The organism is Pseudomonas sp. NMS19W, from assembly GCF_051554255.1.
GTDB classification, from domain to species: domain Bacteria; phylum Pseudomonadota; class Gammaproteobacteria; order Pseudomonadales; family Pseudomonadaceae; genus Aquipseudomonas; species Aquipseudomonas kribbensis.
This window is the reverse complement of the sequence record NZ_CP136718.1, coordinates 2,137,617-2,162,548: the sequence shown is the minus strand read 5'-3', so window position 1 is coordinate 2,162,548 and position 24,932 is coordinate 2,137,617. Positions and strand designations below refer to the sequence as shown.

At 62.7% G+C, this 24,932-nt stretch carries 19 protein-coding genes and 1 pseudogene; 14 read left to right on the top strand and 6 right to left on the bottom strand.

The window, feature by feature from the left end:
• Window positions 1-5: 5 nt before the first annotated feature.
• The 13 genes and pseudogenes from R1A29_RS09775 to R1A29_RS09715 all read left to right on the top strand — a co-directional run bounded on the left by R1A29_RS09775 (window position 6) and on the right by R1A29_RS09715 (window position 14,951).
• A complete protein-coding gene (locus R1A29_RS09775) occupies window positions 6-1,031 on the top strand; it encodes a polysaccharide biosynthesis/export family protein (RefSeq protein WP_438301298.1) in 1,026 nt (341 codons plus the stop codon).
• Window positions 1,032-1,048: 17 nt separating this feature from the next.
• On the top strand, window positions 1,049-2,641 hold the full coding sequence (locus R1A29_RS09770) for a GumC family protein (protein ID WP_248744502.1): 1,593 nt from the start codon (window positions 1,049-1,051) through the stop codon (window positions 2,639-2,641).
• Window positions 2,626-3,732 (top strand): glycosyltransferase family 4 protein, encoded by a 1,107-nt coding sequence (locus R1A29_RS09765; RefSeq protein ID WP_438302024.1) that lies wholly within the window; start codon window positions 2,626-2,628, stop codon window positions 3,730-3,732. Before R1A29_RS09770 ends, R1A29_RS09765 begins: the two co-directional genes overlap by 16 nt.
• Complete coding sequence (locus R1A29_RS09760; protein WP_438301297.1) at window positions 3,729-5,099, top strand: O-antigen ligase family protein; 1,371 nt, start codon at window positions 3,729-3,731, stop codon at window positions 5,097-5,099. Before R1A29_RS09765 ends, R1A29_RS09760 begins: the two co-directional genes overlap by 4 nt.
• Window positions 5,096-6,064, top strand: a complete 969-nt coding sequence (locus R1A29_RS09755; protein ID WP_438301296.1) for a glycosyltransferase — start codon at window positions 5,096-5,098, stop codon at window positions 6,062-6,064. The genes R1A29_RS09760 and R1A29_RS09755 overlap by 4 nt, the downstream gene beginning before the upstream one ends.
• Window positions 6,057-7,193 (top strand): glycosyltransferase, encoded by a 1,137-nt coding sequence (locus R1A29_RS09750; protein WP_438301295.1) that lies wholly within the window; start codon window positions 6,057-6,059, stop codon window positions 7,191-7,193. Before R1A29_RS09755 ends, R1A29_RS09750 begins: the two co-directional genes overlap by 8 nt.
• Window positions 7,194-7,206: 13 nt before the next feature.
• A complete protein-coding gene (locus R1A29_RS09745) occupies window positions 7,207-8,208 on the top strand; it encodes a polysaccharide deacetylase family protein (protein WP_438301294.1) in 1,002 nt (333 codons plus the stop codon).
• On the top strand, window positions 8,205-9,512 hold the full coding sequence (locus tag R1A29_RS09740; protein WP_114882159.1) for a lipopolysaccharide biosynthesis protein: 1,308 nt from the start codon (window positions 8,205-8,207) through the stop codon (window positions 9,510-9,512). The genes R1A29_RS09745 and R1A29_RS09740 overlap by 4 nt, the downstream gene beginning before the upstream one ends.
• Window positions 9,509-11,428, top strand: coding sequence for a hypothetical protein (locus tag R1A29_RS09735; RefSeq protein WP_438301293.1), 1,920 nt, complete (start codon window positions 9,509-9,511; stop codon window positions 11,426-11,428). The genes R1A29_RS09740 and R1A29_RS09735 overlap by 4 nt, the downstream gene beginning before the upstream one ends.
• Before the next feature lie 71 nt (window positions 11,429-11,499).
• Entirely contained in the window at window positions 11,500-12,189 is a 690-nt protein-coding gene (locus R1A29_RS09730; RefSeq protein ID WP_438301292.1) for an N-acetyltransferase, read from the top strand.
• Between the two features lie 4 nt (window positions 12,190-12,193).
• Window positions 12,194-13,380: pseudogene (locus R1A29_RS09725) on the top strand (GNAT family N-acetyltransferase).
• Window positions 13,352-14,143, top strand: a complete 792-nt coding sequence (locus R1A29_RS09720; RefSeq protein ID WP_438301291.1) for a ChbG/HpnK family deacetylase — start codon at window positions 13,352-13,354, stop codon at window positions 14,141-14,143. Before R1A29_RS09725 ends, R1A29_RS09720 begins: the two are co-directional and overlap by 29 nt.
• 115 nt (window positions 14,144-14,258) lie before the next feature.
• Window positions 14,259-14,951 carry an N-acetyltransferase family protein gene (locus R1A29_RS09715; protein ID WP_438301290.1) on the top strand — a complete coding sequence of 231 codons (693 nt, stop codon included), beginning with the start codon at window positions 14,259-14,261 and terminating at the stop codon, window positions 14,949-14,951.
• Window positions 14,952-15,000: 49 nt separating this feature from the next.
• On the opposite strand, the gene R1A29_RS09710 is transcribed toward R1A29_RS09715, so the two are convergent.
• A complete protein-coding gene (locus R1A29_RS09710) occupies window positions 15,001-15,807 on the bottom strand; it encodes a class I SAM-dependent methyltransferase (RefSeq protein WP_438301289.1) in 807 nt (268 codons plus the stop codon).
• Window positions 15,808-15,944: 137 nt separating this feature from the next.
• Between R1A29_RS09710 and R1A29_RS09705 the strand changes: the two genes are divergently transcribed.
• Window positions 15,945-16,313 (top strand): hypothetical protein, encoded by a 369-nt coding sequence (locus R1A29_RS09705; RefSeq protein WP_438301288.1) that lies wholly within the window; start codon window positions 15,945-15,947, stop codon window positions 16,311-16,313.
• Here the strand turns inward: R1A29_RS09705 and R1A29_RS09700 are convergent.
• The 5 genes from R1A29_RS09700 to R1A29_RS09680 form a co-directional block, all read right to left on the bottom strand.
• Window positions 16,304-17,734, bottom strand: coding sequence for a sigma-54-dependent transcriptional regulator (locus R1A29_RS09700; RefSeq protein ID WP_134826202.1), 1,431 nt, complete (start codon window positions 17,732-17,734; stop codon window positions 16,304-16,306). The two genes, R1A29_RS09705 and R1A29_RS09700, sit on opposite strands and share 10 nt — an antisense overlap.
• The gene (locus R1A29_RS09695) at window positions 17,703-19,196 is read right to left on the bottom strand and encodes a sensor histidine kinase (RefSeq protein ID WP_438301286.1); all 1,494 of its coding nucleotides are present in this window, start codon (window positions 19,194-19,196) and stop codon (window positions 17,703-17,705) included. Before R1A29_RS09695 ends, R1A29_RS09700 begins: the two co-directional genes overlap by 32 nt.
• Before the next feature lie 106 nt (window positions 19,197-19,302).
• Window positions 19,303-20,373: an SCO family protein gene (locus R1A29_RS09690; RefSeq protein WP_438301285.1), complete on the bottom strand. Its 1,071-nt coding sequence runs from the start codon at window positions 20,371-20,373 to the stop codon at window positions 19,303-19,305.
• Window positions 20,374-20,390: 17 nt separating this feature from the next.
• Window positions 20,391-23,198 carry a multicopper oxidase domain-containing protein gene (locus tag R1A29_RS09685; protein ID WP_438301284.1) on the bottom strand — a complete coding sequence of 936 codons (2,808 nt, stop codon included), beginning with the start codon at window positions 23,196-23,198 and terminating at the stop codon, window positions 20,391-20,393.
• 158 nt (window positions 23,199-23,356) lie between these two features.
• Complete coding sequence (locus R1A29_RS09680) at window positions 23,357-24,805, bottom strand: sensor histidine kinase (RefSeq protein ID WP_438301283.1); 1,449 nt, start codon at window positions 24,803-24,805, stop codon at window positions 23,357-23,359.
• Window positions 24,806-24,932 lie beyond the last annotated feature (127 nt).

Here is a 24,932-nt window from a genome sequence, read left to right as displayed (position 1 = left end):
ACGCAATGAACGCCAAGATACTGGTTCTGCTGATGCTGCCGCTTGCAGGTTGCTCCAGCAACTCCGAAACCCAGACCATGCCGGTGAATATCCTCACCGCCACCCCGGCCAACGCCCAGGCCACCGACATGCCAAAGATCGAGCAGACCCTGCGCCCGCAGGATGTGCTGGACGTGATCTTCCACATCAGCACCAGCGGCTCGGACGCCTACCGCGTGCAGTCGGGTGACCAGATCGGCCTGAACTTCACCGCGGCCAGCCAGCTCAACGGCAACCAACTGGTGCTGCCGGACGGCACCATCAATCTGCCGGGTGCCAACACTTCGGTGAAAATCGCCGGGCTGACCAGCGATGAGGCCCGGGATGAAATCCAGCGTGCCTATCAGCGCAAACAGTTGTTCCAGCCCAATCGCAATCAGCTGACCGTGCAGATCATCAGTCCGCTGACCAACGAGCAGAACCTGAAAAGCGCCCTCAACCACCCCGCCACCGGCATGAGCCGGGAGATCACCGTTGGCACTGACGGCTACGCGAGCTTTCCGGAAATCGGTGCCGTGCCGCTGCAAGGCATGACCGTCAATCAACTGGAAACCTTCCTCAACAAACGCTATGCGCAACTGCCGGGAAGGATGACCGTGGACGTGCTGCTCAAGTCCACCGCCGGCAACGAGATCTATGTGCTGGGTGAAGTCGGTCAGCCAGGTTCCTATCCGATCCGCCGGCCGGTTTCTGTGCTCGAAGCACTGACGCTGGCCCGAGGCACCAACGTCAAGGCGCGTCTGGACTCGGTGATGATCATGCGGCGCAACGGCAATCAAGTGCAGGCCGTGCGCTACGACGTCGAGAAAGCGCTGGCCGGCGACGCCTCGCAGATTGCCTACCTGCAACCGGACGACATGCTCTACGTGCCGAAGACCAAACTGGCGAGTGCCGGTGATCTGGCACGGCAACTGGCCGACGTGGTGCTGTTCCAGGGCGTGGGGTTCAGCTTCGGCTACCGCGTCGACAACAAGGGCAGCAACAACAACTGACTCTCGGGTGACCTGACATGAATCCAAAGGAAAACTACCTGCATGAGTTCTTCAGGATCTTCTTCGCCAACAAACGGCTGGTGAAGCGTGTCTTCCTGATCTTTGCAGTGATCGCGCTGGTGCTGCCGATGGTGCTCAAACAGAGCTTCGATATCACCGCCCAGGTGATCGTGCAGTCGAAAAAACTCTCCCAGGGCGACGCTACCACGTCGCTGACTGTGGACAACGCCACCTTCATCCCGCCATCACTGGCGGACATGGAAACCGAGAGCAACATCCTGCGTTCGCCGGCGTTGATCCGCCAGACCATCAGCGAACTGCGGGACAAGGGTGAATACACCCCGCCGCCCGGGATGTTCGCCAAACTGATCGGCGATCCGTTCCGGCGCTACATCACCTCACCGCTGCGCCAGTACCTGATCAACCCGCTGCGCAACCTGCTGGGGCTGGAGACCGATCCGGTGCGTGACACCGTGCTCGACGGGCTGACGCAACAGGCCATCGACAGCCTGAAGATCGAGACCCTGCCAGGCTCCAACGTGATCTCGATCGTCTACAGCTTCCCGGATCCGCATCAAGGCACAACCTTCGTCGCCGCCCTGCTGCAGAACTATCTGGTCAGCCGTCAGGCCCTGCAATCGATCGACCTGCCGCAGTCCTTCTACGAGACCAAGAAGCACCTGTATCAAGTACGCCTCGATGGTCTGGAAGCCAATCGCCAGGCCTTGCTGGAACGTGTCGGCGCGGCGGATCCGAAGGAAGAAATCACCTTCCGCCTGAACGCGATCAACACCGAAGAACAGGCGCTGAACCTGTATCAGGATCGCCTGCTGCAAAGCCAGCGCTGGCTGGAATACCTGAAAACCAGCCTGGCTGCCGCCAGCAACAACAAGCTCAATGACTACACCTTCCCCTACACCTTCACCACCACCGTCGACAACGTGGCGTTCGAAGACCGGGAGATCAAACAGCTGGGCGAGCAACTGACCACCCAGGTCAGCCGTTACATGAACGATCTGGCAGTGTTCCAGCCCGGCAGCGAGCCGATGCTGCTGACCCGCGAACAGATCGCCCGCACCCGCCAGCAGTTCCTCAAAGTGGTGAGCAACCGCATTCAGGAACGCACCAACGATCTGGCGGTGGTGCAACAGGTGATCGATCAGAAGACGGCGCGCATCGCCGAGTTCAAGGCGCGCATCCATGACCTGCAGCAGACCCAAAGCAAACTGCGGCAGATGGACACCGAAATCGACGCCCTGCACGCCGCGTTCTCGACCTACGCCCAGCGCTTCGCCGAAAGCAGCACCACCCGCGCACTGAACGACGACCTGTCGAACGCCCGGGTCCTGAGCCCGCCATTCGAGCCCACCGAAGCGGCGTTCCCCAAACCGTTGCTGATCATTCCGTTCGGTCTGTTCACCGGTCTGCTGCTGGCGATTGCCCTGGTCTACGTGCGTGAGTTCTTCGATCACCGCTTCAAACACCCGGCGCAAATCAGCCACGAGCTGGGCGTACCGGTGCTGCTGGTGATCAACGATCAGAGCACCCAGCCTGGCAATCCGCACAAGAACTGGACCGTGCCAAGCTTCGTGCACTGGGTGCGCAATTGAACACGCCGTCCACCCCGAACGCCGCGCTGCCGATCATTCATTTGCTCAGCAGCGGCGGCTTCTATGGGGCCGAGCGGATGTTGCTGGATCATTGCCTGGCGACACCGGGGCAGCATCAGGTGCTGTTTCTCGATGCGCCAGCGCAGCTGATCGAGCGCTTTCGCGAAGCCGGCGTCGATGCGCAAGGGTGCGCCGGGCTCGGCGCTCTGCTCGGGCATCTGCGCCAGCGCCGGGCGGAGCGTCCGTTGATCAATACCCATAACTTCAAGGGCCTGTTGTTCGGCTGGGTGGGCGCTTCGCTGTTGCGTCTGCCGCTGGTGATCACGCAACACGGTTTCACCCCGCGCAGCCGCAAGCAGAAGTTCTACACCTGGCTCAGCCTGCAACTGTGCCGCACCGCCTCGGTGGACCGGGTGGTGTGCGTGGCCGAAAGCATCGCGGTGCTGCACCGCCAGGCCAGCGTGCGGGCGGAGAAGCTGCAAGTGATCCCCAACGGCCTGCCGGCAGCGGTCGCCCCGCAAACGCTGCAAGCCGAAAGTCCGCGCTGGCTCGCCGGTTATGTCGGCCGGCTGAGCAGCGAGAAAGGCCCGGATCTGTTCCTCGACGCGCTGATTCCGCTGTGTCATCAGCACCCGCAGCTCGACGCAGTGATGCTCGGTGACGGCCCGGAACGTGAGGCGTTGCAGGCGCGGATCGACGCCGCCGGGTTGCAGCAGCGCATTCGTCTGCCGGGGTATCAGAACGACATGCGCCACTGGTGGCAGCGACTCGACGCGCTGGTGATCAGCTCGCGCACCGAAGGCACACCGATGATTTTGCTGGAGGCCATGCAGACCGGGGTGCCGGTGGTGGCCTTTGCGGTCGGCGGGATTCCCGATGTGCTGGAACACCGGCACAACGGCCTGCTCGCCGCGCCGACCGACAGTACCGCCCTGGGCCGTCAGCTCGACACGCTGCTGAGCGACAGCGGGCTGGCGCGCAGGCTGCGGGACAACGCAAAACGCACGCAACAGGACCGCTACGACCTCAAGGCCCTGGCCGAACGCTGGTCGCAGCTGTACATCCGCACGGCACGGGAGGCACGCGCATGATTTTCCCGCTCTCGATCGTCAGCTTGCTGGGTCTGGTCTGCATCGCCTTGCTGACCAGCCCCTGGCCCTATCTTGCGCCGGGCGCGGTGCTCGGTCTGGTGGGGTTCGCCGTGCTCTACCGCAAGCCGACCTGGGGCCTGCTCGGCATTGCCGCGCTGGTGCCGTTCGAGGGTTTCTTCAAGGACAGCTCGCTGTCGGGCAGCAAGCTGATCGGTGCGTCGCTGGCAGTGATCCTGATGCTGCAACTGGCGATGCATCAGATCCCGGCGGAACGTCTGCGCAGCAATATCTGGCGTTACCTGATCTGGTTCATGGTTCTATACTTTCTGAGCCTGCTCAACACCGATGACATGGGCATGTCCCTCGGTCATCTGCGTGAACTCAGCGTCGGTCTGATTCTGTTCGTCATCACCTTGCTGATCGGTCGCGAGTTGAACCTCGACCTGTTCGCCCGCCTGGTGACGCTGGCCGTCAGCGCCACCTGTGCGATGGCGATGTTCTCGACCAAATTCCAGGATCAGGGCCGCGCCGCCGGTCTGCTCGAAGACCCGAACGCCTTCGCCATGCTGATCGCCTTCGCCGTACCGCTGGGCCTGCTGCTGATCATTCGCAGCCCGAACCTGTTGCACCGTCTGTTCTGGGGCGGTTGCTGCCTGCTGCTGCTCGGCGGCATGACCAAGACCGAATCCCGCTCCGGGCTGGTGGTGCTGGCGTTGAGTCTGGTGATCGGTTGCTGGCACTACCGCGCGCAACTGACACGCATCCGTCCACGGCACCTGGGCTTCGCCATGCTTGGCCTGGCGATCGTGATTCCGCTGGCGATTTATGCGATGCCCGCCGGCTATCTGGCGCGTATCCAGTCGCTGAGCGTGCTCAGTGCCGGCGCCCGGGGCCACGATGACGAATCCCTGGGCCGCCGCGCTTCGTACATCGTGGTCGGCAGCCAGATGATCCGCGAGAACCCGTTGCTCGGCTCCGGCCCCGGCACCTTTCCCCTGCATTACGCCACCACCGGTTACGCCAAGGCGTTTTCCGCCAACCGCAAGATCGGTGACCTGTACCGCCGGGCGCACAACACCTACCTGGAAATCTTCAGCGAACTGGGGATTCCCGCCGGGCTGCTGTTCGTCGGCATGCTCGCGCTGGGCCTGTACAACCTGATTCGCGCGCGCCGCGCCTGGATGCAGCGCCGCGACTGGGAACAGGCCGACATGATGACCCACCTGGGGGTGGGTTTCCTGTCGCTGACCCTGTTTCTGATGTTCCTCAGTGCACCGAACCAGAAGTACGTGTGGATCATGCTCGCGCTCACCAGCGTCCTGCGCCTGAAGGCCGAGCAAGCACCGTTGGTGGAGACCAGGACATGAGCCGGATCAGTGTCGTCATCCCGATGTACAACGAGGGCCGCCACATCGGCCGCACCCTGCTGGCGGCGCAGAAAGCCGCCCATGCGGCCAATGTCGAGTGCGAACTGATCGTGGTCGATAACGGTTCCAGCGATGAGGGCCCGCAGATCGCCCGCCAGTTCGGCGCGCAAGTGCTCGTTGTCCCGGGCGTGCTGATCGGCGCTCTGCGCAATCGCGGCACCGCCGTCGCCACCGGTGACTGGCTGGCGTTCATCGATGCCGACATCGAAATGCCCGAAGACTGGCTCACCGGGCTGTTCGCCCTCGAAGCCGAGGGCCACGCCGATGTGTTCGGACTAGACCTGCACACCCCCGCCTCTGCACCGTGGTACGCCGTGGCCTGGCAACGCCGCACCCTGCGCCCGACCAGCCACGCCGCCCATGCCGTGGACTGGTTGCCCAGCTCCAATCTGCTGATGCATCGGCGCTGGTTCGACAAGGTCGGCGGGTTCAACGAATCCCTGCGCACCGGCGAAGACAAGGAATTCACCCTGCGCCAGAGCGAACAGGGCGCGCGGCTGTTGTCCGTCAACGAATCCGTGGCCCTGCACTGGGGCTACGAAATGAACTGGCGCGAATGGATGGGCAAGGAAATGTGGCGCCAGGGCAGTCATCTGCAACTGCTGCGCACCCACGGTTTCAGTTTGCGCCTGCTGCGTTTTCCACTGTTGTCGCTGGCGGCGTGGCTGCTGGATCTGCTGGCAATCTCCGCGCTGCTCAACGGTTTTCCCCATCACGCCGCGGTCATGGTGATCATGACCACGATCCCGGCGCTGGTCCTCAGCATTCGTCAGAGTCGCCGCCAGCACGATATCGGCCTGACCCTGCAACTGTGGGGCCTGCATTGGGTGCGCCTGCACCTGGCCGGCGCGGCGTTCATTCTCAGTCTGTGTCATTGGAATGCCAGGAGGCCTGCCCGTGGCTGAGTTCATTTTCTGGATGTGCCTGTTGCTGCCGGTGTACGCCTACGTCGGCTACCCGTTGCTGCTGACGCTGCTGGCGCCGCTGTTTCCGGCGTGGCGCCACAGCCCGACACCACCGCTGAACATCAGCATCGTGATCGCCGCACACAACGAGGCGCGGCATATCGAACACAAGCTGCGCTCGCTGCTGTCCCAGGATTATCAGCCGGCCACCCTGCAAATCATTCTGGCCAGCGACGGTTCCAGCGACGACACCGTGGCTTGCGCGCATAAAGTCATCGACCCACGGATCACCGTGCTCGACCTGCCGCGCCAGGGCAAGGCGGCGACTCTCAATGCCGGTGTGGCCCTGGCCACGGGTGACATTCTGGTGTTCACCGATGCCGACAACCAATGGTCGCGGGAAACCCTTGGCTATCTGCTCGCGCCCCTCAGCGATCCGCAGGTCGGTGCCTGTGCCGGGCACATGGTGATCCCGGTCACCGGTGGCGGTTTGAGTGTCGGCGACAGCCTCTATCGGCATTACGAAGGCTGGCTGCGCCGGGTCGAGAACCGCACCGGCTGCATGGTGTCCGCCGACGGCGCCCTGCTTGCCCTGCGCCGGGAACTGTTCGAAGACGTGCCGGCGGAAGTCAACGACGACTTCTTCATCAGCACCTGCGCCCCGGTGAAATTCAAACGCATCGTTTACGTGCCTGAAGCGCAAGTGATCGACCACGGTGTCGATGAAGCCGACAAACAATTCCGCCGCCGTCAGCGGGTCACCGTCGGCGGTCTGCAAAGCCTGGCCCAGCGCAGTGAGCTGCTCAATCCGCTCAAGCACGGGCTGTATTCGATTGCACTGATCAGCCACAAATTGATCCGGCGGCTGGCGCCGATCCTGTTGCTGCCGCTGCTGCTGAGCAATTTCTGGCTGTGGGACGACCACGGTTTCTATCGCATGAGCCTGATCGCGCAATTGATCGGCTACGCCATCGCGATTGCCGGTCTGCTGGATTCGCAACACCGCTTACCCAAACCGTTCCGCCTTGCGGCATTCCTGCTGGTGACATTGGCGGGCATGAGCATCGGCCTGTGGCAGTTCCTGCGCGGCCAGCGTTACGCCCAGTGGAACCCTGACCAAAACCGTTGAGAGGGCTCAAGCCATGGCGATCAAACAACTGATAAAACGCACCAGTGGCTGGCTCTATCTCAACTCGCCCGTGGGACGAAACCAGTTGCACGGCGCCGGGGTGATCCTGATGTTGCACCGGGTGCTGTCCAACGACCGCGCCGCCGACCTGCCGCATCGCAACGAACTGTGCGTCGGCCCGAAAGCCTTCGAGCATTTACTGGTGTGGCTGCGCAGGCATTTCGATTGCGTACCGCTCATGGAAATCCTCCAGCCCAACGCCTTGCGCCGCGAGCGCCCGCAAGTGGCGCTGACCTTCGATGACGGCTGGCGCGACAACGCGGCCAACGCCTTTCCGCTGCTGCAGAAGCATCAGGTGCCGGCGAGCATTTTCCTCTCCACGGACTTCATCGGCAGCCGTCAGCGCTTCTGGTGGGAAAGCATCGGTGAAACCCTGTGGGGCAGCCACGGCGAAAAACCGCGCATGCACCTGATCGACTGCCTGCAGGCGCTGCACCACCCATTGCCGGTGCTGATGGACGACATCGATGTGGATCGCCGCAGCCTGACGTTGCTGCACTATCTGCAAGGCTTGAAGGGCACCGACCCTTCGATCCTCGAACGCCTGACCAACGAATGCCCGCCGGAGTCACTGCCCCAGGCGCTGGACTGGCATCAGGTGCGGGCGATGGAGGCTTCGGGGCTGGTGCGTTTCGGTCCTCACGGTGCCAGCCACGCGATCCTCACCGGTCTCGACGATGTGCGCCTGAGCGAAGAAATCAGCCGCAGCCGCGACGCCCTGAACAACGGCTGCAACCGGCCATTACCGGTGTACTGCTACCCCAACGGCGACAACGACGCGCGAGTCCGCGAACAGATTGCCAACCACGATTATCCGTTTGCCCTCGGCACCGGCACCGGGATCTATCGCGGCGCCGGCGATCCGCTGAACCTGCCGCGCTTCGGCGTCAGTCAACGGACGGCGCGCAACCCCGAGCTGTTGTCGTGGCGGATCTTTCGCGGGGCGCGACCATGAGTCGAAGCAGTTACCTCAAGCACCTGGCGCTGAGCATGGGCACCAAACTGGCGATGATCGCCCTGCGCCTGCTGAGGAACGTGTTGCTGGCGCGGATTCTCGGCCCCAGCGAGCGCGGCTTGTTTGCCCTGCTCAGCACCCTGCCCGACCTGATCAGCGCGGCCACCAGCGGTGGCTTGAATTCCGCCGTCGGTTACCAGGCTGCCAAACAACGGCCGATGGGTTTGCTGCTGGCTCAGGTGCTGGTCTTCGGTTGCTTGCTGGCGGGTTTGTTGACCTTGCTGGTGGTGGCGCTGGTGCGCGAGTTCGGCAGTGAACTGGACGTGACCGTGCAACTCGGCCTGCTGGCGTGGCTGTTGCTGCTGGCGGTGCCGTTGACTGTGCTCAAGAGCGGCCTGCTGACGTTGCACAATGCATCCGGCGGCGTGGTCGCCTTCAATGCCTTGCGTCTGGTGGAATCCCTGGCGCCGCTGCTGCTGTTTCTCGCGCTGTTCTGGATGTGGAAAGAAGCGGCACTGGAAGCGGCGCTGATCAGTTGGCTGGCGGGAATCAGCCTGGTGGTGCTGGCCGGTTGGGTCTGGCTCAAGCGCGCGCAGCCGTTGCAGCTGCAATGGGATCGCGCCAGCCAGAACGAACTGCTGCGCTACAGCGCCCGCAGCCATCCGGATCTGCTGTTCCAGCAAGTCATCCTGCGCTCCGATTACCTGTTCATCGGCGCCCTGCTCGGCAGTACCGCGCTGGGTCATTACGCCATGGCCAGCGCTGCCGCCGAACTGTTGCTGATCGTCCCGGAAGCCGTGACCACGCCGCTGATGAAACGCCTGCTGCAACAGGACGAAGGCATGGACAAGGTCACCCCGCTGGCCCTGCGCCTGACCGCCACGGTGATGCTCGGCGCCTGCCTGACCATGGCGGTGATCGGCGAATGGCTGATCGTCACCCTGTTTGGCGTCGCCTATCAACCGGCGTATCCGGCGCTGCTGGCGTTGCTTCCGGGCCTCTTGGGCCTGTGCTACGCGAGCATTCTGCGGCTGGACCTGCTGGGCAAGAATCGCCCCGGCACCGTATCGCTGCTGATGGGCCTTGGCGCCTTGCTCAACCTGGCACTGAACGTGGTGCTGATTCCGGCTTACGGGATTGTCGGCGCAGCGGCGGCATCGTCGATTGCCTATCTGGCGGTGACCGTGGCAATGCTGGTGCTGTATTGCCGGTTGAGCGGCGTGCCGTTCTGGCAAACCCTGATCATCCTGCCCGCCGACATCGCGCCGATGTGGCTGATGTTGCAGCGTCGGAAGGCAGCATGAAAAGTCTGGCCCTGCTGCTCGGTCTCGGCCTGTCGCTGGACGCCTTTGCGGCGTCGATGCGCTGGGGCGACATCCGTGACGGCAGCCTGTACCTGCAAGCGGATCGCCCCGACACCGTGACCGTGCGCTGGGCGCCGGCGTGGCAGGCGGACGCCAACGAAGAACACCTTTACCTGCTCGACGGTCAAGGCAAATTGCAGGGCGATCGCTTCATCAAGGCCAGCGAAACCCGTGGCAGCCAGAGCTGGCCGTTGGCGCCGGGCGCGGCGAGTTATCAGCTGGAAGTCCCCGGCTACAGCTTCCGTAATTACCGGGTCGAGCACGACGAAAACACCGTGGCGCTGTTCGCCCCGGCCAAGGTGCATTTCAGCGCGGAAACCCGTGACGGCGATGAGTTGTATTTCAGGATTGCACCGGGTGAACACGCGGTGCTCGCAGGCAAGTTCCACGGTGGCGTCAGCGCCCTGCAAGCGCAGCGGGTCGGCGACGGTCAACAGCTGTCACTGGCGCTGAAGCCTTATCGCGCCTATTGGCAATTCGATCAGGTCGCGCTGCCGGTCAGCGATCGCGAACAGATCTGGCGCCTACGCCTGCAAGGCGGCGGCAAAGCGGCATTCTGGCTCGACGGCACGGCCAATCTGTTCGCGCAGAATCCGCAACAGCTCAAACCGCTGCGCGAAGACGACGGCCAGACCCGCCTGACCCTGCACGACAAAATCCTCGGTCGCACACCGGATCTGGGCATCGCCCTGCCCTACGTGATGCCGCCGCCCGCCAGCCATGCCGCCCTCGATGCGCTGAAACCGACGGCCGCCAGTTACTACAGCTTCGTCGATGTGACGGCGAAAAAACCGCAGTTCGAAGATGCGTTTCGCCAGGTCTATCAGGACCGTTTCGGCATTCGTCAGGACATCACTTTGCTCGCCGGCAGCCAGCGTCAGGCTGACTTGCGCGCCGACGTGCAAAGCAACGGCGGCCTCGACGCCTGGCTCACGAGCACTCGACTGCTTGGCGGCAAAGGCACGCACTACATCGGCTTTGCCGACGAGCCCAATCTCAATTATTCGAGCTACGAGCAATACCGCTCGATCTTCACCAGCATGGCCCGCCAGGTGCGCAGCGACCCGGCCAATGCCCGGGCCGGCGTGCGCATCGCGATGCCGGCCAGTTCGCGACTGGTCAACGGCCCGTTCGCCGACAACGCCGCGAACAAACGCGGCATCGACTGGGCCCGGCGCCTGCTGGGTGAGTCCGCCGATCAGGTCGATGCGCTGGCCTGGCATGAATGGATGATCCGCGACCTGCTCGCCACTCGCGTCTACCGCGACAGCGTGCGTCGCGCCGCCGATCTGGTGGGCCTCGATGCCAAGGGCCAACCGCGCAAGGCCTTGCTGCTGGATCAGACCAATCTCTCCAGCGGCTCAAGCCTGAGCCCCTATGATCAGGAAACCCATTACACCTCGCTGTGGTGGGCCTCGGTGGTGATCAACGCCTCTCAGGACGGCTTGCTGACCATGCTCAACTGGTTCCAGGCCGCCGATGAGCCGGAATATCCCAAAGGCATGTTGCGCGTCTCGGCGGATGAACAACACTTCGAACTCAAACCCGTGGGCCTGGCCCAGCAGTTCATCCAGCAACACTGGCTGCACAAGGTGCTGTGGCTGGAAAACGATGCCTTCGAAGTCGATGTGCTGGCGATGGCCGGCGACGATCAGCGCGGCTTGCTGGGTGTGAACAAGGGCACGCGGTTGCAGCGTGTCGATCTGGCGGGCGCCAAGTGCCCGTTGAACAACGGCGCCCTGCGCTACTTCGGCGCCGACAACCGCAGCCGCGACGCGCCGTTCCGTTGCCAGGACGGGCGCGTGCGCTTCGAGCTGCCGGGGCAGACCCTGTTTTCCCTGAGCTGGCGCACTTGATGAACCGCCCGTTGATGTCCTGCCGCGCAGGCCACCTGCCGCGCGATGCCACGTCATCAGGAGTACCGACCATGAACGTTGTGACAAAAATCAGCGAACACATCAAACAAAAAGGCCTGCGTGCGACGCTGGCCAAGGTGTGGAAACACTACGTCTTTTCCCATCAGGAACTGCTGTGGATGGAGCGCGACCTCGTCAGCCCGGTGCCGCCCCACAGCCTCAAACCGTATCCGCCGCTGCGGGTGGTGAAGATCACCCCGGACAACGCCAGCGCCTTCGCCCGCTACTTCGGTGACCGCGTCGGCACCATGGCGGAGCTGGCCAACGAAGGTCACACCGGGCACATGCACCTCGACGATCACGGCGATGCGGTGGCCTTCATCTGGGGCAGCGCCCGGGACTATTTCGACCGCCACTACTACGGCTGCATGTTCCCGGTGAAACCCGGCGAGTTCTTCGAATTCGGCGGTGAGCTGACCCGTTCCTATTGGGGCACCGAACTGTCGGTGGACCTGCAACTGGAGCTGTGGAAAGCCATGGCCGCCCAAGGCTGCGACAAGGTCGTGGACGTCTGCGAATTCCACAACATCCCGGCGCTCAAGCTGCACCTGCGCATGGGCTACATCGAACAGGGCCGGATCATGAACGTGTACACCCTGTTCGCTCGCTGGCGCTTCTACCGCGAAACCCGCTACAGCGGTTCGCGGCTGGATGCGTTGCGCAAACCTTCCCGTCCCTCCGTCACAGCAACGGCGACCTGAGCCTATGGCGCGATTCGAATGGCGCACCTCGCTGTGCGCCCTGACTTCCCGGCAGCGGCTTATGAAGCGCTGCGCCTGCGGGTGACGGATCACACGCCGTTCAACAGCCTCGGCTGGTTGATCGCGGCAGAGCAGACACTCGACGCGAACGAGCATCTGCACATTCTGCTGGGCTGGGAAGCGGACGAATTGCGCCTGTGCCTGCCGCTGGTGGCCGGCCGTGAACGCTTTGGCGGGCTACGGTTTGCCGTGGTGCATCACCTGGGTTATCCGCTGGCGGATCGTCTGGCGTTGCTGTCAGTGCTGACGGCTGACGAGATGCGCCAGGCGCTGCTGCTGATCCGCCAGCGCGTGCCCCACGCCTTGCTGCAACTCAACGAACTGTCGGAGCCGGCGGGCGAGGAAAGCGTCCTCACGCAATGGATGGCCCGCAGCTCCAACGCCGAACGACGCCTGAGCTGTCGGGTGCCGGTGCACCTGATCAGCGATGCCGATCATCAGGAAGTCTCCGGCGACCCGCGCTACAAGCTGCGCCGCGCGCGCAAACGGATTGCCGCCTGTGGCGCGGTGGTGCGACGAATCACGCCCGATGCCCTGACCATGGGCCCGCTGTTGCAAGCCATCCGCGAAGTCGAAGCGGTGAGCTGGAAAGGCGACGAAGGCGTCGGCATCTTCGCCACCGAGCGCAGCCGCCGCTGCATCGAAAACGCTTTCACCGCCCTCGCCGCCCAAGGGCTGGTGCGCGTCGTCACGCTGGAGCTGGACGGCCGCTGCATCAGCTACCGGCTCGGCCTGCTCGAACAGGGCCGGCTCTACGATTACAACCTCGCCTTCCTGCCGCAATACGCCGATCTGGGCAGCGGCCGGGTGTTGCTGGAGGAATGGATTCGCTGGGGGCTGGATGACCATTGGCGCTGGATCGATGCCTCGCGGGTCAGCCTGGAAAACTCCAGCCATCAACTGCACGAACGCATGACCGGACAACTGGAGCACTGGCGCTGGAGTTTCTATTCCTGGCGGCCGAGCGGTGTTTTGCTGGGGCTGGGATTACGGCTCTGGCAGCGACTCAAGCCGAAGCTGCAACAGTGGCGGGCCAGACAGGCAACGACCAAACCCGCAGCTCTTGTGAAACCGGCAACCCACCCCACCACGGAGGGCGAACATGCCTCGCCAAGTCATAGTCAACGCTGACGATTTCGGCCTGAGCCCGAACGAAAACGCGGTGATCTTCAGCGCGTTCCAGGCCGGGGTCATCAGCTCCGCCACGGCCATGGCCAACATGCCGGCCTTCGAAGCGGCCTGCGCGATGGCCCGCCATCACTTGCTGGAAGGTCGGGTCGGCCTGCACTTCAACCTGACATATGGCCGGCCACTGAGCCAGGGAATTCTCGCCCGCCCCACCTTCTGCGACAGCCACGGGGTGTTCGATCTGAGCCTTGCCCGACACAGCCTGTGGCTGGGTCGCGAAGATCGTGAAGCGGTGCAGGAGGAATTGCAGGCGCAGTGGCAACGTTGTGTCGATCATGGCGTACGCCCGAGCCACATCGATTCACATCAGCACGTGCACAACATCTGGCCGATCGGCGAGATCGTTGCGCGCTTCGCCGCCCACCAAGGCGTACCGGTGAGGCTGGCGCGCAATCTGGGGCAAAACCTCAGCCTGCCCAAACGTCTGTTCAAGGGTTTGCTCAACCGTCGCATGCAAGGGCTGGCCGGTGCGACGGCGGACTATGTCTGCACCCCGGTGGACCTGCGCAACGAGCCTGCGCCGACCGACGGTGTGCTGGAAATCGTCGCCCACCCGAATCAGCTCGGGGCCGATTTCGGTGATGCCTATCTACAACCCGGAGAGTCCCTGAGTCGCGTGCTAGAGCGCCGGCTGCCGGGGGTTCCACGGGTTTCCTACGCCGATTTGAACAAGGATTTTCTACGCGGTGCCGCGGCACTCGACTGAGTTACACAACTGGCAACACTTTCGAAGATGGCACTTTGAAATGTACTTGCCAGCTTGATCTATACCCACAAAAGCCAACTACAAAAACACCCGGGCTTCGGCCACGGAGGGCATCATGAGCGTCATCGAAAAGCTGCGCGAACGCATCAAGCAAAAAGGCCTGGGCCGCACGTTTTCCACCTTGTGGAAACGCTACGTGTTCTTCCATTGGGAACTGCTGTGGATGGAGCGCGACCTGATCAGCCCGGTGCCGCCGCACAAGCTGCGCCCTTACGAAGGCCTGCGCAAAGTCGACATCACGCCACAGAATGCCGGCGCGTTCGGCAAGCATTTCGGTGACCGCGTGCAGATCATGGCCGAACTCGCCAGCGAAGGCCACACCGGGCACATGTACCTGGACGCCGACGGCCACGCCGTGGCCTTCATCTGGGGCAGCATCCGGGACTATTACGACCGTCACTATTACGGCTGCAACTTCCCGGTCCAGCCTGGCGAGTTCTTCGAATTCGGCGGCGAAATGACCCGCGCCTACTTTGGCAGCAGCCTGTCGGTGGACGTACAAGTCACCCTCTGGCAAGCCATGGCCGCCCAGGGTTGCCACAAGGTGGTGGACGTCTGCGAAACCCACAACATCCCGGCGCTGAAGCTGCACATCCGTATGGGCTATCACGAACAGGGCCGCGTCACCCACGTCTATGGGTTGTTTGGAAAGTGGCGGTTCTTCCGCGAAACGCGTTATGAGGGTTCGAGACTGGAACCGCTGCGCAAACCGGGGCGGCCGGTGGTGACGGCGGCTGCGCAGGCTTGAAATGACGAAGGCGGCCATTTGGCCGCCTTCGTGACGCTCAATTCGGACTTCAGTTTTTCACGCCCACCCACGTAAAACACATCGGCATCTGCGCCTCGCGGTTCAGGTACTGGTCATACGCCTCTTCGCGGTTCGAATGCGGGTACTCCTTGAAGTGCACGATTCCGAGGCCGGCGTCGAGGGCGGCGGTGAAGATGGCGCCGAGGTTGTGCACGAACCAGTACGACGGCGCCACCTGTTGCTCGACCTTGCCGACGTAGACGATCGGTTCCTGCTGCACGAACGGCTCTTGGCGAAAGTACGAGGTCGCCAGGCGAAACGGATCTTCGGCGTCGGGATCGACCATTTCCAGGAACGGGTGGGTCTCGTAGATCACCAGTTGCCCGCCCGTTTTCAGGGTCGAGGCGACGTGGCGGAAGAATTCGCCGATGTCGGGCATCCAGTTGAGGACGCCGATGGTGATCAGCGCCACGTCGAAGCGATTGCGCAGTGATTCGGGCAAGTGATGAACATCGGCTTCGATGAATTCGGCCGTGTGCGGCGAACGGCTGTTCAGCACACGGGCCTGTTCAAGAAATGCCGCCGACTGATCGACCCCGACGACACTTCGCGCCCCCATCGCGAACAGCGAGAGGCTCTCGCGGCCGTTGTTGCAGCACAGTTGCACGACGTCTTTTCCATCGACGCCGACCTGTTCCAGCAACCCGCTCAGGGTTTCGTCGAGGCAGGAAAAACCGGTCTGGGTGACCTCGCTCAGCAAGGCCTGCCACTCGGGCGATTCTTGATGGTGACGGGCCGAATCGTTCCACGCCTGACGATTGCTTTCGATGGCGTTCTTGTTGTTTGGCACTTCCATGGCGCACTCCGCACGATGCTCTTGATTGAGCGGCCCGAGTCTAGTTGAGCGCGATGATCCAGGTTGTTGCGAACTTGTAAGCCAACGGGCGGCTATAGTTAATAGCCTTGGGGAAAACCGCTTCCACAGGTGCCGCCATGCAAACGCTCAACCGGCTGCTGTTATCCGCCTGTCTGCTCGCTGCCACACAGGCGCAAGCCCTCGACAGCAACTTCAATTACTACGGGGCCGACCAGCCCTTCGCCCACCCTGCTCCGCCTTCGCTGTATGCGCAACCGCCACGAGCGTTCGATGACACGCCGCCGCAGAATTTCATCGTCATCCCGGATCGCCACGTGTTCCATGATTCACAGCTGCCGACCGTGGCCGATGCGACGGTGCGGGTGTTTATCCGCACCTACGATGCCGAGCGCGGCATCTACGTCAATGACGAGGTGCTGGACCCGACGTGCCTGCTGGAGTGCCTGAGCCCGCCAAACCCACGAACCAACGCGGTTTACCACTGACGCTTGTCCGGTCGCGCCAGGCCAAGCTTCTCGATGCGATAGCGCAGCATGTCGCGGCTCAGGCCCAGCAAGCGGGCGGACTTGGTGACATTCCAGTCGGTCTTGTCGAGCATCTTGCGCACCATGTCGCGCTCGACTTCCGGCAGGTTCATCGACTCGGTGTTGCTCGCCGGGCGCGGTTCGAAGTGCGGCACCTCGTGATGTTGATGCAGCGACGGTTCGTCCACCAGGCTCATGCACACGTTCAACTGGTGCGCGGCGATGGTGTCGTTCGGCGCCAGCAGCACGGTCTGCTCGAGCATGTTGCGCAGTTCGCGCACGTTGCCCGGCCAGGTGTAATTGAGCAGCAACTCTTCGGCCTGCTGGCTGAAATGCAGGTTGGGTTTGCCGTAGCGTTTGCCGTGGCTGGCGAGAAAATGCCGGGCCAGCAGCAGCGCGTCGTCGCCCCGGGCATACAGGCGCGGCACCTTGATCGAGATGATCCGCAGGCGGAAGAACAGGTCACGGCGAAACTTGCCCTGCTGGACCATTTGTTCGAGGTTGCAGTTGGTGGCGCTGATCACCCGCAGATTGACCTTGCGCTCCTTCACCGAGCCGACCCGGCGAATGGTGCGATCCTCCAGCAGCTTGAGCAGTTTGGCCTGCAGCACCAGGTCCATCTCGCCGATTTCATCGAGGAACAGCGTGCCGCCGTCAGCCGCTTCCACCAGCCCGACGCGGCGGTCCTTGGCATCGGTGAACGCACCTTTCTCATGGCCGAACAGCTCCGATTCCACCAGGTTGGCGGGGATCGACGCGCAGTTGAATTCAATGAACGGGCCTTTGCTGCGTACGCCATCGAAATGCAGCGCACGGGCCACCAGTTCCTTGCCGGTGCCGGTCTCGCCTTCCACCAGCACCGGCGGCAGGTCGCCACCGGTCATGCGCCGCTCGGCTTCGAGCAACTGGCCGATGGTGTTCTTCAGATGCAGCATCGGCTCTGATTCGCCGATCAGCGCCTGCACCCCGGATTTCTGCGCCTCGCGTTCCTGATAGAACGACAGCGTGCGCTCCATCCGCTCGGTGGCCAGGGCCTTGTCCAGCAGCAGTTTGAGTTCCGGCAGCGCGACCGGTTTGGTGACGTAATGAAAGGCGCCCTCCTTCATCGCGACCACCGCATCTTCGACGTTGCCGTAACCGGTCATCATGATCACTTTCAGATCCGGCGCGCTGATGCGCAGCTTCTGGATCAGGTCGTGACCGCTCATGCCCGGCAGCGAGTTGTCGGTCAGCACGATGTCCGGCATGAAGCTTTCCAGTTGCCCCAGCGCGTCTTCAGCCGAATGGCAAACCGTCACCTCGAAGTCTTTGCGTTCCAGGTAGGTCTGAATATTGTCGGCCAACAGTTCGTCATCCTCGACCAGCAGAATGCTGTGTTCCATATTCCCCTCCCGATGCCACTTTAAAGTTGAGACTGACGCGGGTTCCTTCCTGCTCGCGGCTGGTCAGCACGACCGAACCCTGAAAACGCTCCATGATTCTTTTGACCAGTGCCAGGCCAACCCCGAGGCCGCCCTGCTTGGTGGTGAAAAACGGTTTGAACACCAATTGTTGCTGCTGCGCGTTCATGCCTTTGCCGGTGTCACCCACCGTCATGCAGACCTGGCCCGCGTGGGGTGCATCAATCTCGACGCTCAGCACGCCGCCCTTGGGCATGGCCTCCAGGGCGTTGGCAAACAGGCTATTGAGAATCTGCGTCAGCAGCACCTTGTGGCTGACCACCGGCGGGCAGTCCTGCAGGTTGAGTCGCACCTCGACACCGTTGCGCCGGATCAGAGCCTCGAACGCGCCGAGGGAATCTTCCACGGCGGCGCGCAGTTCCAGCGCCTCGCCGTCGTCACTCATCGGCCGCAGCGAAACCAGCAACTCCCGGACCCAGCGCGACATGCGGTCCACCTGACTGATGATGTCGCCGATGTTGCGCTGGGCGCTCTGGCTGGCCACTTCCTGAGCCAGTTCGGCACTGGAGCGAATGGTTGCCAGCGGATTGCGCAGGCTGTGGGCCACCGCCGAGGACATCTCCCCCAGCGCAACGAAGGTTTCGTTGCTGATCAGTTGCTGTTGCTGACTGTGCAGCAGGGTCGAGGCACGCCGCACGATCCAGAACAGGCCCAGGTAAATCGCTGCCCCGCCGAGAATCGTCGCCGCCCAGATCGAGGCAAACCCGCGGTCGATGCGATCCACCAGATCCTCCGGTTCCTTGTAGATCTCGACCATGGCGATGACTTTGCTTTTGTCGGCGTTGAACATCGGGATGTAGTTCTCGATGAACAGGTATTTGGGTTCGCGGGAGAGTTTCTGCTCGGGTTTCTCGTCGTCGATCTTGTGATAGCTGGAGGACACCGGCACTTTCATTTCGAACGACTCGTCCAGCTCGTCATCGTCCTCGAACTTGACGCCAATGAGTTCCGGGTTGGTCGACCAGATCACCGTACGATCCAGGGCGTAGACCGTCGCCAGCAGCACATCCGGCAAGTGTTCGACGTGATCGAGAAACTCGGCCCGCGCCGCGCCATGGGCCAGCGGATCGACGTCGGGAAAGTTTTCGTCCTGACGCGGGTCGAGCATTTCACCCATGGTGCGCAGCGGCGTGATGCCGGCATGGCGCATTTCCGCATCGCCGATGGCCTGGACGAATTGCGCCGTGAGCAGCGCATCGCGCTCGACGCTTTCAGTGACCACGAAACGCGTGGAGATATAACCCAACCCCAGCGCTACGGCAGCAATGATGAAAAAACTCGCCAGCGAGAACCAGCGCAACAGATTGAACTGCGCGCCCCAACCCTTGATGGCGGCCGCCGCAACGTTCGGCGCCGGTGTTTGTTGTTCTTCCAGTCGTTGCATGGGGGTGCCCTGGCGTTTTTTTTGTATCGAACCGGTTACAGCCACCTCACGAGTGAGTGTAGGTGGCTATCACCGCAATACAGGACTCAAAGTCGCTATTTGGTCGCTAGCGCATGCGGCTCACCGTTTCGCTGCTCGTGGCCGCACTCGTTGGCGTCAACGCCCCGTCAGCCAAGGGCTGCGTGGTGGGATGCTGGCGCTCGGTTTCATCGCGCAGAAAGTCGATGATCGACTGCGCCGACTGCTCGTCGAGGCGCAGATTGGGCATCGGAATCCGCTCGTATCGTTCGAACAGTTGCAGCGCGATCGGGTCCTTTTCCGCCAGTACCCGATCCGGTTCACGAATCCAGCGATTGAGCCAGGCCGGGTCACGCTGGCGGGTCACGCCGATCAGGTCCGGGCCGATGTTGCGCATGCCGATGCCTTCGCCGTCCTGCGGGCCGAGGCTGTGGCAGGAGGCGCAACGGGTGCGGAACAGCTCTTCGCCATTGCTCGGCGGGCGGATTTCCGGCGCATTGGCGTAGCTTTGCTCGATGCTCGGCTGCTTCCAGTTCTGCAGGGTGTTGGCGAGTTGATCGGCGAGGATCCACGGGTTCTCGAACGGCGAGGCCTTCATCCAGCGCCCGGTGCTCTGGTTGCCGACGATCAGGCTCAGGTTGTGATCCTTGGTGCGGCCGTTGTCGACGCCTTCGATGAACAACCCGAGTTTCTTGCGCAGGTCGGTGACGTCTTCGAATTCGCCGGTGAGGAATTTCCAGCCGGGGCCGACCTTGAAGCGTTGCGCATAGGCCTTGAGCACTTCGGGGGTGTCACTGAGCGGGTCGATGCTGATCGAGTAGAAAAAGATGTCCTGGCCGACCCGATCCCCCAGCAGTTTCTGCACCTGGCGCAGGCGTGCGGTTTCCAGTGGGCAGGAGTCACTGCAGGAAGTGAAGATGAAGTTGATCACCACCACCTTGTCTTTGATCAGGTCATCGAAAAAACGCACCTGCCGGCCGTCCTGATCGGTCAGCAGGGTGTTGGGGAAATAGTCGCCACCCCACGGGGTGGCGGATTCGTTGGCGCCTTCGGGCAGCGCTTGATGGGCGATGAGCACCTGATTGCCGAGCAGGCAGGTGACCAGCACCAGGATCAAGTGCATGCCCAGGGCGCGGGAGCGTGGCTTTGGTCGGGTCATGTCGGCTCCCTCCCTGCTCATTTCTTCACGGTCACTTGCGGGCCGAAGCCATCGCCAGTGCGGAAGGTCGGCAGCGCGGCGGAGTTGACGTAGCGCACGCCATCCCAGCTCGGCAGCGGTGTCGGCATCAACTGCAGTTGCCCGGGTTTCTCGAGGTCCCAACGCAGCAGCATCGAGTTGTCCTCATGCTGGGTGTTGTGACAGTGCTCCATGTAGGTCCCGGCAAACTCGCGGAAGTTGATCGCCATTTCCACGCTGTCCAGCCCGTCGGCTTCGGAGCCGATGCGATAGACGTCCTTGCGTGCCCATTTTTCCCACTCGGGCGGAGCCTTGCCGCCACGGCTGAGGATGATCCCTTCCTCAAAGTGCACGTGCACCGGATGGCTCCAGCCCTTGCCGCCGAGCTTGATATTCCACACTTCCAGGGTGCCAAACCCGGCGGTGCCGGCATCGGTCGGGCCGCTGGCCAATTTGGTCGAGGCGTTCAACCGGCGTGGGTCCATGTGGAAGCCGAAGCCGCCATCGGTCTTGACCGTCCACGGTGCTTCATCGGTGCCGTCGCTGCGGCCGAAGGTGAAGGTCCGGTGACGGGCGTTGGCCAGCAGCGCCTTGTCGGCGGCGTTGTCGCGGTGGATCTTCAGCGGGATCATCACCATGCCTTCAGCCTTGCCCGGTTTGGCCGGTTCGTAGGCCGCCGGGTCCATGGCCAGGTCCTGGCCGGTAAAAGGCTTGACGTTGAGCTGCAAGACCTTGCCCACCGCCGGATCGCCCTTGTCCCATTGCGGGCCTTTGCTGGTCTGCTTGATCACCGCCAGGTACTTCTCGGAGAGCACGTCGGACAGCGAGATCGTCTCTTTCGGGCCTTTGCCGTCGTCCTGGGCCTGGAGGTTGACGAAGAACAGTTTGTCACCGGGTTTGATGCCGTTTTTCGAGAAGTTGACGATGATGTCGAACCGCTCGGCGATGCCCTGGGTCGGCAGGATCGCGTTGTGGTTCTGTTTGTCGCCGTCGGCATCCAGATCCATCGAGCCGTCGAACGGCACACTGTGCTCCATGATGTTGCCGTCGTTGGCAATCATGTGGAACGGCACACGGCTGTAGGAAACACCGGAGTTCTTCGGCCCCTGGAATTCACCGCCGGTGCCTTTGATTTCCCGCACCAGAGCGAGCTTGAAGTAGCGCGACACCGAACCGTTGAGGATGCGGAACCGATAACTGCGGGCGCGCACGTCGAGGGTCGGTTTCCATTGCCAGTTGACCAGCACCTGATCGCCGATGAAGCCATCGGTGTTGAACGGGTTGAACCACAACTGGCCTTCCTGATCCCAGGCTTTGTCGGCGAACACCAGGTTGACGTCGTAGTCACGGTTGCCCCACGGCAAGGCGCTGCCGCTGGGGAAACGCAGGTTGACCCCGTCGTTCACCGATTCGTTGCCGCGATCCAGGGCGCTGTAGTAGTTCATCATCGCCGCATTGCCCTTGTAGACGTTCTGCGCGGTGAAATCGAGCATGTGGTCGTGGAACCAGTGGGTGCTCATGGTTTCACGCCAGTCGCCACGGATCTTGATGGTGCCGTGGTCGCAGGTCTTCTTCGCAGGCTGCAGGTCATTGACCCACAGGGTTTCCCCCGGTGCACACGGGAACGCCGCGCGCGGATCTTCGGCCTTGGTGTTGATGCTGTCGTAACCGGCGAGCTGGATCGGCCAGCGATAGTCGTAGTACTGGCCGGGGAAGAAAAACGCGTTGGCATAGCCGTCGCTTTCCGCCGGCGCGTGGCCGTTGTGTTCGTGGGTGGTGATGGTGTGCAGGCCGAAACCACGGTTGGCCGAAGGATCGATCGGCAGGCCGTTGTAGTGACGCATCATCACTGGCTGGCCGTAGCGCACCATCAGCAGTTTCGGCGGCAGCGTGCCGTCGAAGGTCCACACCGAGTTGTGGTTCTGCACGGGCATCGCCGGGTGGAAACGTGCATCGACACCTTTGGCCGTGCCATCCGTCGCCGGCACGCCGGCAACGTTGTGGTACAGCCCGCCGGGGCCGAACTCGCCGACGGCATAACCGTGCATCTGCCGATTGTCACGCAGGCCGCCGTTCACACGGGCACCGGTCTGCACGGTCTTGTAGGCGACTTGCGGGTAGAACTCGTTCCAGCGCTGGTGGGCCCAGCCTTTTCCCGGTGGCCGCCCTTCGGCGGACGAGCCGATGTGGCGGTTGAGAAACAGCTCGATCTGCGACTGCCACGGATTGCGGTCGACGACGTTGGAGAACTGGCTCGGGAACGGTGTCAGGCCCGGTTGGCGCAGGAACGCGTCCAGCGCGGTGCCCGGTGGCGCACTGCGGGCGACGCTGCTCGGGTCCTGGGCCGGCGCCGGGCCGATGGCCGCTGGCGGAAAACCCAACGGCGCGGCCGGAGTGGTCGGGTCGAGTTTTTCCGGGCCGAACTCTTCGAACAGGACGATTTGCTGAGTGAACGGCTGAGCGCCAAACAGCGGGCTCGGCTTGCCGTTGGTGGGGTAGTTGAAACTGGTCTGTACGGTCGGCGGCAGGATGTTTTCCGAACGCGTGGTGTTGCGCGTGCCTTTCACCCCGTCGGGCAGATCGAAGGAGTCTTCGTTGGCCTCGGGCATGGTCAGGATGGCGTTGAGGGCCGCCGGTTCATCGGCCGGCTCGTCGTAATACGCTGACGGGTCGGAGGCTTCCGGCTGGTTTTCGTCGTCGATCGGGCTCGCTCGGACTCCGGCCATATTGCCCAGAGCCAACATCAGAAAGACGCTCAACGGCGTCAGCAGAAACAGCTTTTTGGGGTCACGCGTTGTTCTGTCCATCACCAGCCGCCTCATCTAAGGAAGGGGTGATGGTGTTTTGCAATTAGCTCGCCAAAGTATTAATCCAAGTTAAAACAAGCCGTTACAGACGCTACTGGATTCCCCACTCCCCGGTGACCGGGGCCTGACACCCGCTCCTGGGGGAAAGTTCACCCCATTTACTGGATGAGCTGAAATGCCAGACGAACGGTGGTGCCCTCGCCTTCGCGGCTGTCCAGGGTCACGCCGCCACCGAAGCGCTCCATGATCCGCTTGACCAGCACCAGCCCTACGCCGAGGCCGCCCTGCTTGGTGGTGAAGAACGGCCGGAACGCCATGCTGCGCTGTTCTTCGTTCATGCCTTTGCCAGTGTCACTGAGCATGACGCTGACGCCGCCGTTGTTTGTGGGTTCGAGGGTAATGGTCAACGTGCCGCCCTTGTCCATGGCCTCCAGTGCGTTGGCCAGCAGGCTGTTGAGGATTTGCGTCAGTTGCACTGGTTGGCTCAGCACCATCGGCGTCTCCTGTGGATGAAACACCACGTGCACCGCGTTTTTGGCGATCTGTTGTTCGAACGCCACCAGACTTTCATGCAGCGCCGCCACCAGGTTCACTGGCTCCGGTTCGTCGTTGAGCGGTCGCAGTGACTGCAGCAGTTCGCGCACCCACTTCGACATGCGATCGACCTGACCGATGATGTCCTTGATGTTCTTCTGCGCCGGTCCCGCGTCGAATTCCAGGGCCAGCTCGGCGCTGGAGCGGATGGTCGCCAGCGGGTTGCGCAGGCTGTGCGCCACCGCCGAGGACATCTCGCCCAGCGCGACAAAGGTTTCGTTGGCGATCAGTTGTTTCTGTTGCACCGCCAGCAGGATCGCCGCCCGCCTCACGATCCAGTACAGCCCCAGATAAATCAGCCCGCCGCCCAGCGCGGTGGCCAGCCAGATCAGCGTCAGACCGCGCTCCATGCGGGCGATCAGGTCCTTGGGTTCCTTGTAGATCTCGACCATCGCGGTGACGTTCTTGCCGTCGGCGTCGAACAGCGGAATGTAATTCTCGATGAAGATGTAATCCGGCGGCACCACGAACTTCTGCTCTTCGCGGCCCTTGTCGACGTTGTGATAACTGGCCGACACCGGAATCTTCTCGCTGAATGCACGATCGAGGTCTTCATCGGCGTGGATGCGGGTGTTGACCAGTGCAGGATTGGTCGACCAGATCACCAGGCGATCCGGTGCGTAAACGTTGGCGAGGATCACGTCCGGCAGATGCTCGATGTGATCGAGAAACTCGCCCCGGGCGCTGGCTCGGGCCGCCGGATCGACGTCGGGAAAGTCCCGGTCCTGGCGCGGGTCCAGCAAGTCGCCCATGGTGCGGATATTGGGAATCGAAACGTGGCGCACCTCAGCCGAAGCGATGGCTTGAATGAACTGCGCGGTCAGCAAGGCATCGCGCTGCACGCTTTCCTCGATCACGAAACGCGTCGACACCGTGCCGAGCGCCACCGCCACCGTGCCGATCACCGCCATGCTGATCAACGAAAACCAGCGCAGCAGATTGAAGGGCTGCTTGTGCGAGCCCAGCCGCAGACTGCTCTCCTCGACCGGTAGCGATTTTGACTGCATGTTCATGGCGGCGACTTCCCGATACGTCCCTATAGGGTTATAGCCCACGGTTGGGTGATTGCCCGGATGCGGGGGGTGAACGGCCCCACGATCACCGATCTGCAAATCCGCGTTGCCGGTTGATCCCCACAAT

Bases quoted from the DNA above. Each gene is read 5' to 3' on its own strand.
- R1A29_RS09775 (WP_438301298.1), top strand. From the start codon at position 6: ATGAACGCCAAGATACTGGTTCTGCTGATGCTGCCGCTTGCAGGTTGC.
- R1A29_RS09770 (WP_248744502.1), top strand. From the start codon at position 1,049: ATGAATCCAAAGGAAAACTACCTGCATGAGTTCTTCAGGATCTTCTTC.
- R1A29_RS09760 (WP_438301297.1), top strand. From the start codon at position 3,729: ATGATTTTCCCGCTCTCGATCGTCAGCTTGCTGGGTCTGGTCTGCATC.
- R1A29_RS09755 (WP_438301296.1), top strand. From the start codon at position 5,096: ATGAGCCGGATCAGTGTCGTCATCCCGATGTACAACGAGGGCCGCCAC.
- R1A29_RS09745 (WP_438301294.1), top strand. From the start codon at position 7,207: ATGGCGATCAAACAACTGATAAAACGCACCAGTGGCTGGCTCTATCTC.
- R1A29_RS09740 (WP_114882159.1), top strand. From the start codon at position 8,205: ATGAGTCGAAGCAGTTACCTCAAGCACCTGGCGCTGAGCATGGGCACC.
- R1A29_RS09735 (WP_438301293.1), top strand. From the start codon at position 9,509: ATGAAAAGTCTGGCCCTGCTGCTCGGTCTCGGCCTGTCGCTGGACGCC.
- R1A29_RS09730 (WP_438301292.1), top strand. From the start codon at position 11,500: ATGAACGTTGTGACAAAAATCAGCGAACACATCAAACAAAAAGGCCTG.
- R1A29_RS09720 (WP_438301291.1), top strand. From the start codon at position 13,352: ATGCCTCGCCAAGTCATAGTCAACGCTGACGATTTCGGCCTGAGCCCG.
- R1A29_RS09715 (WP_438301290.1), top strand. From the start codon at position 14,259: ATGAGCGTCATCGAAAAGCTGCGCGAACGCATCAAGCAAAAAGGCCTG.
- R1A29_RS09710 (WP_438301289.1), bottom strand. From the start codon at position 15,807: ATGGAAGTGCCAAACAACAAGAACGCCATCGAAAGCAATCGTCAGGCG.
- R1A29_RS09705 (WP_438301288.1), top strand. From the start codon at position 15,945: ATGCAAACGCTCAACCGGCTGCTGTTATCCGCCTGTCTGCTCGCTGCC.
- R1A29_RS09700 (WP_134826202.1), bottom strand. From the start codon at position 17,734: ATGGAACACAGCATTCTGCTGGTCGAGGATGACGAACTGTTGGCCGAC.
- R1A29_RS09695 (WP_438301286.1), bottom strand. From the start codon at position 19,196: ATGCAACGACTGGAAGAACAACAAACACCGGCGCCGAACGTTGCGGCG.
- R1A29_RS09690 (WP_438301285.1), bottom strand. From the start codon at position 20,373: ATGACCCGACCAAAGCCACGCTCCCGCGCCCTGGGCATGCACTTGATC.
- R1A29_RS09685 (WP_438301284.1), bottom strand. From the start codon at position 23,198: ATGGACAGAACAACGCGTGACCCCAAAAAGCTGTTTCTGCTGACGCCG.
- R1A29_RS09680 (WP_438301283.1), bottom strand. From the start codon at position 24,805: ATGAACATGCAGTCAAAATCGCTACCGGTCGAGGAGAGCAGTCTGCGG.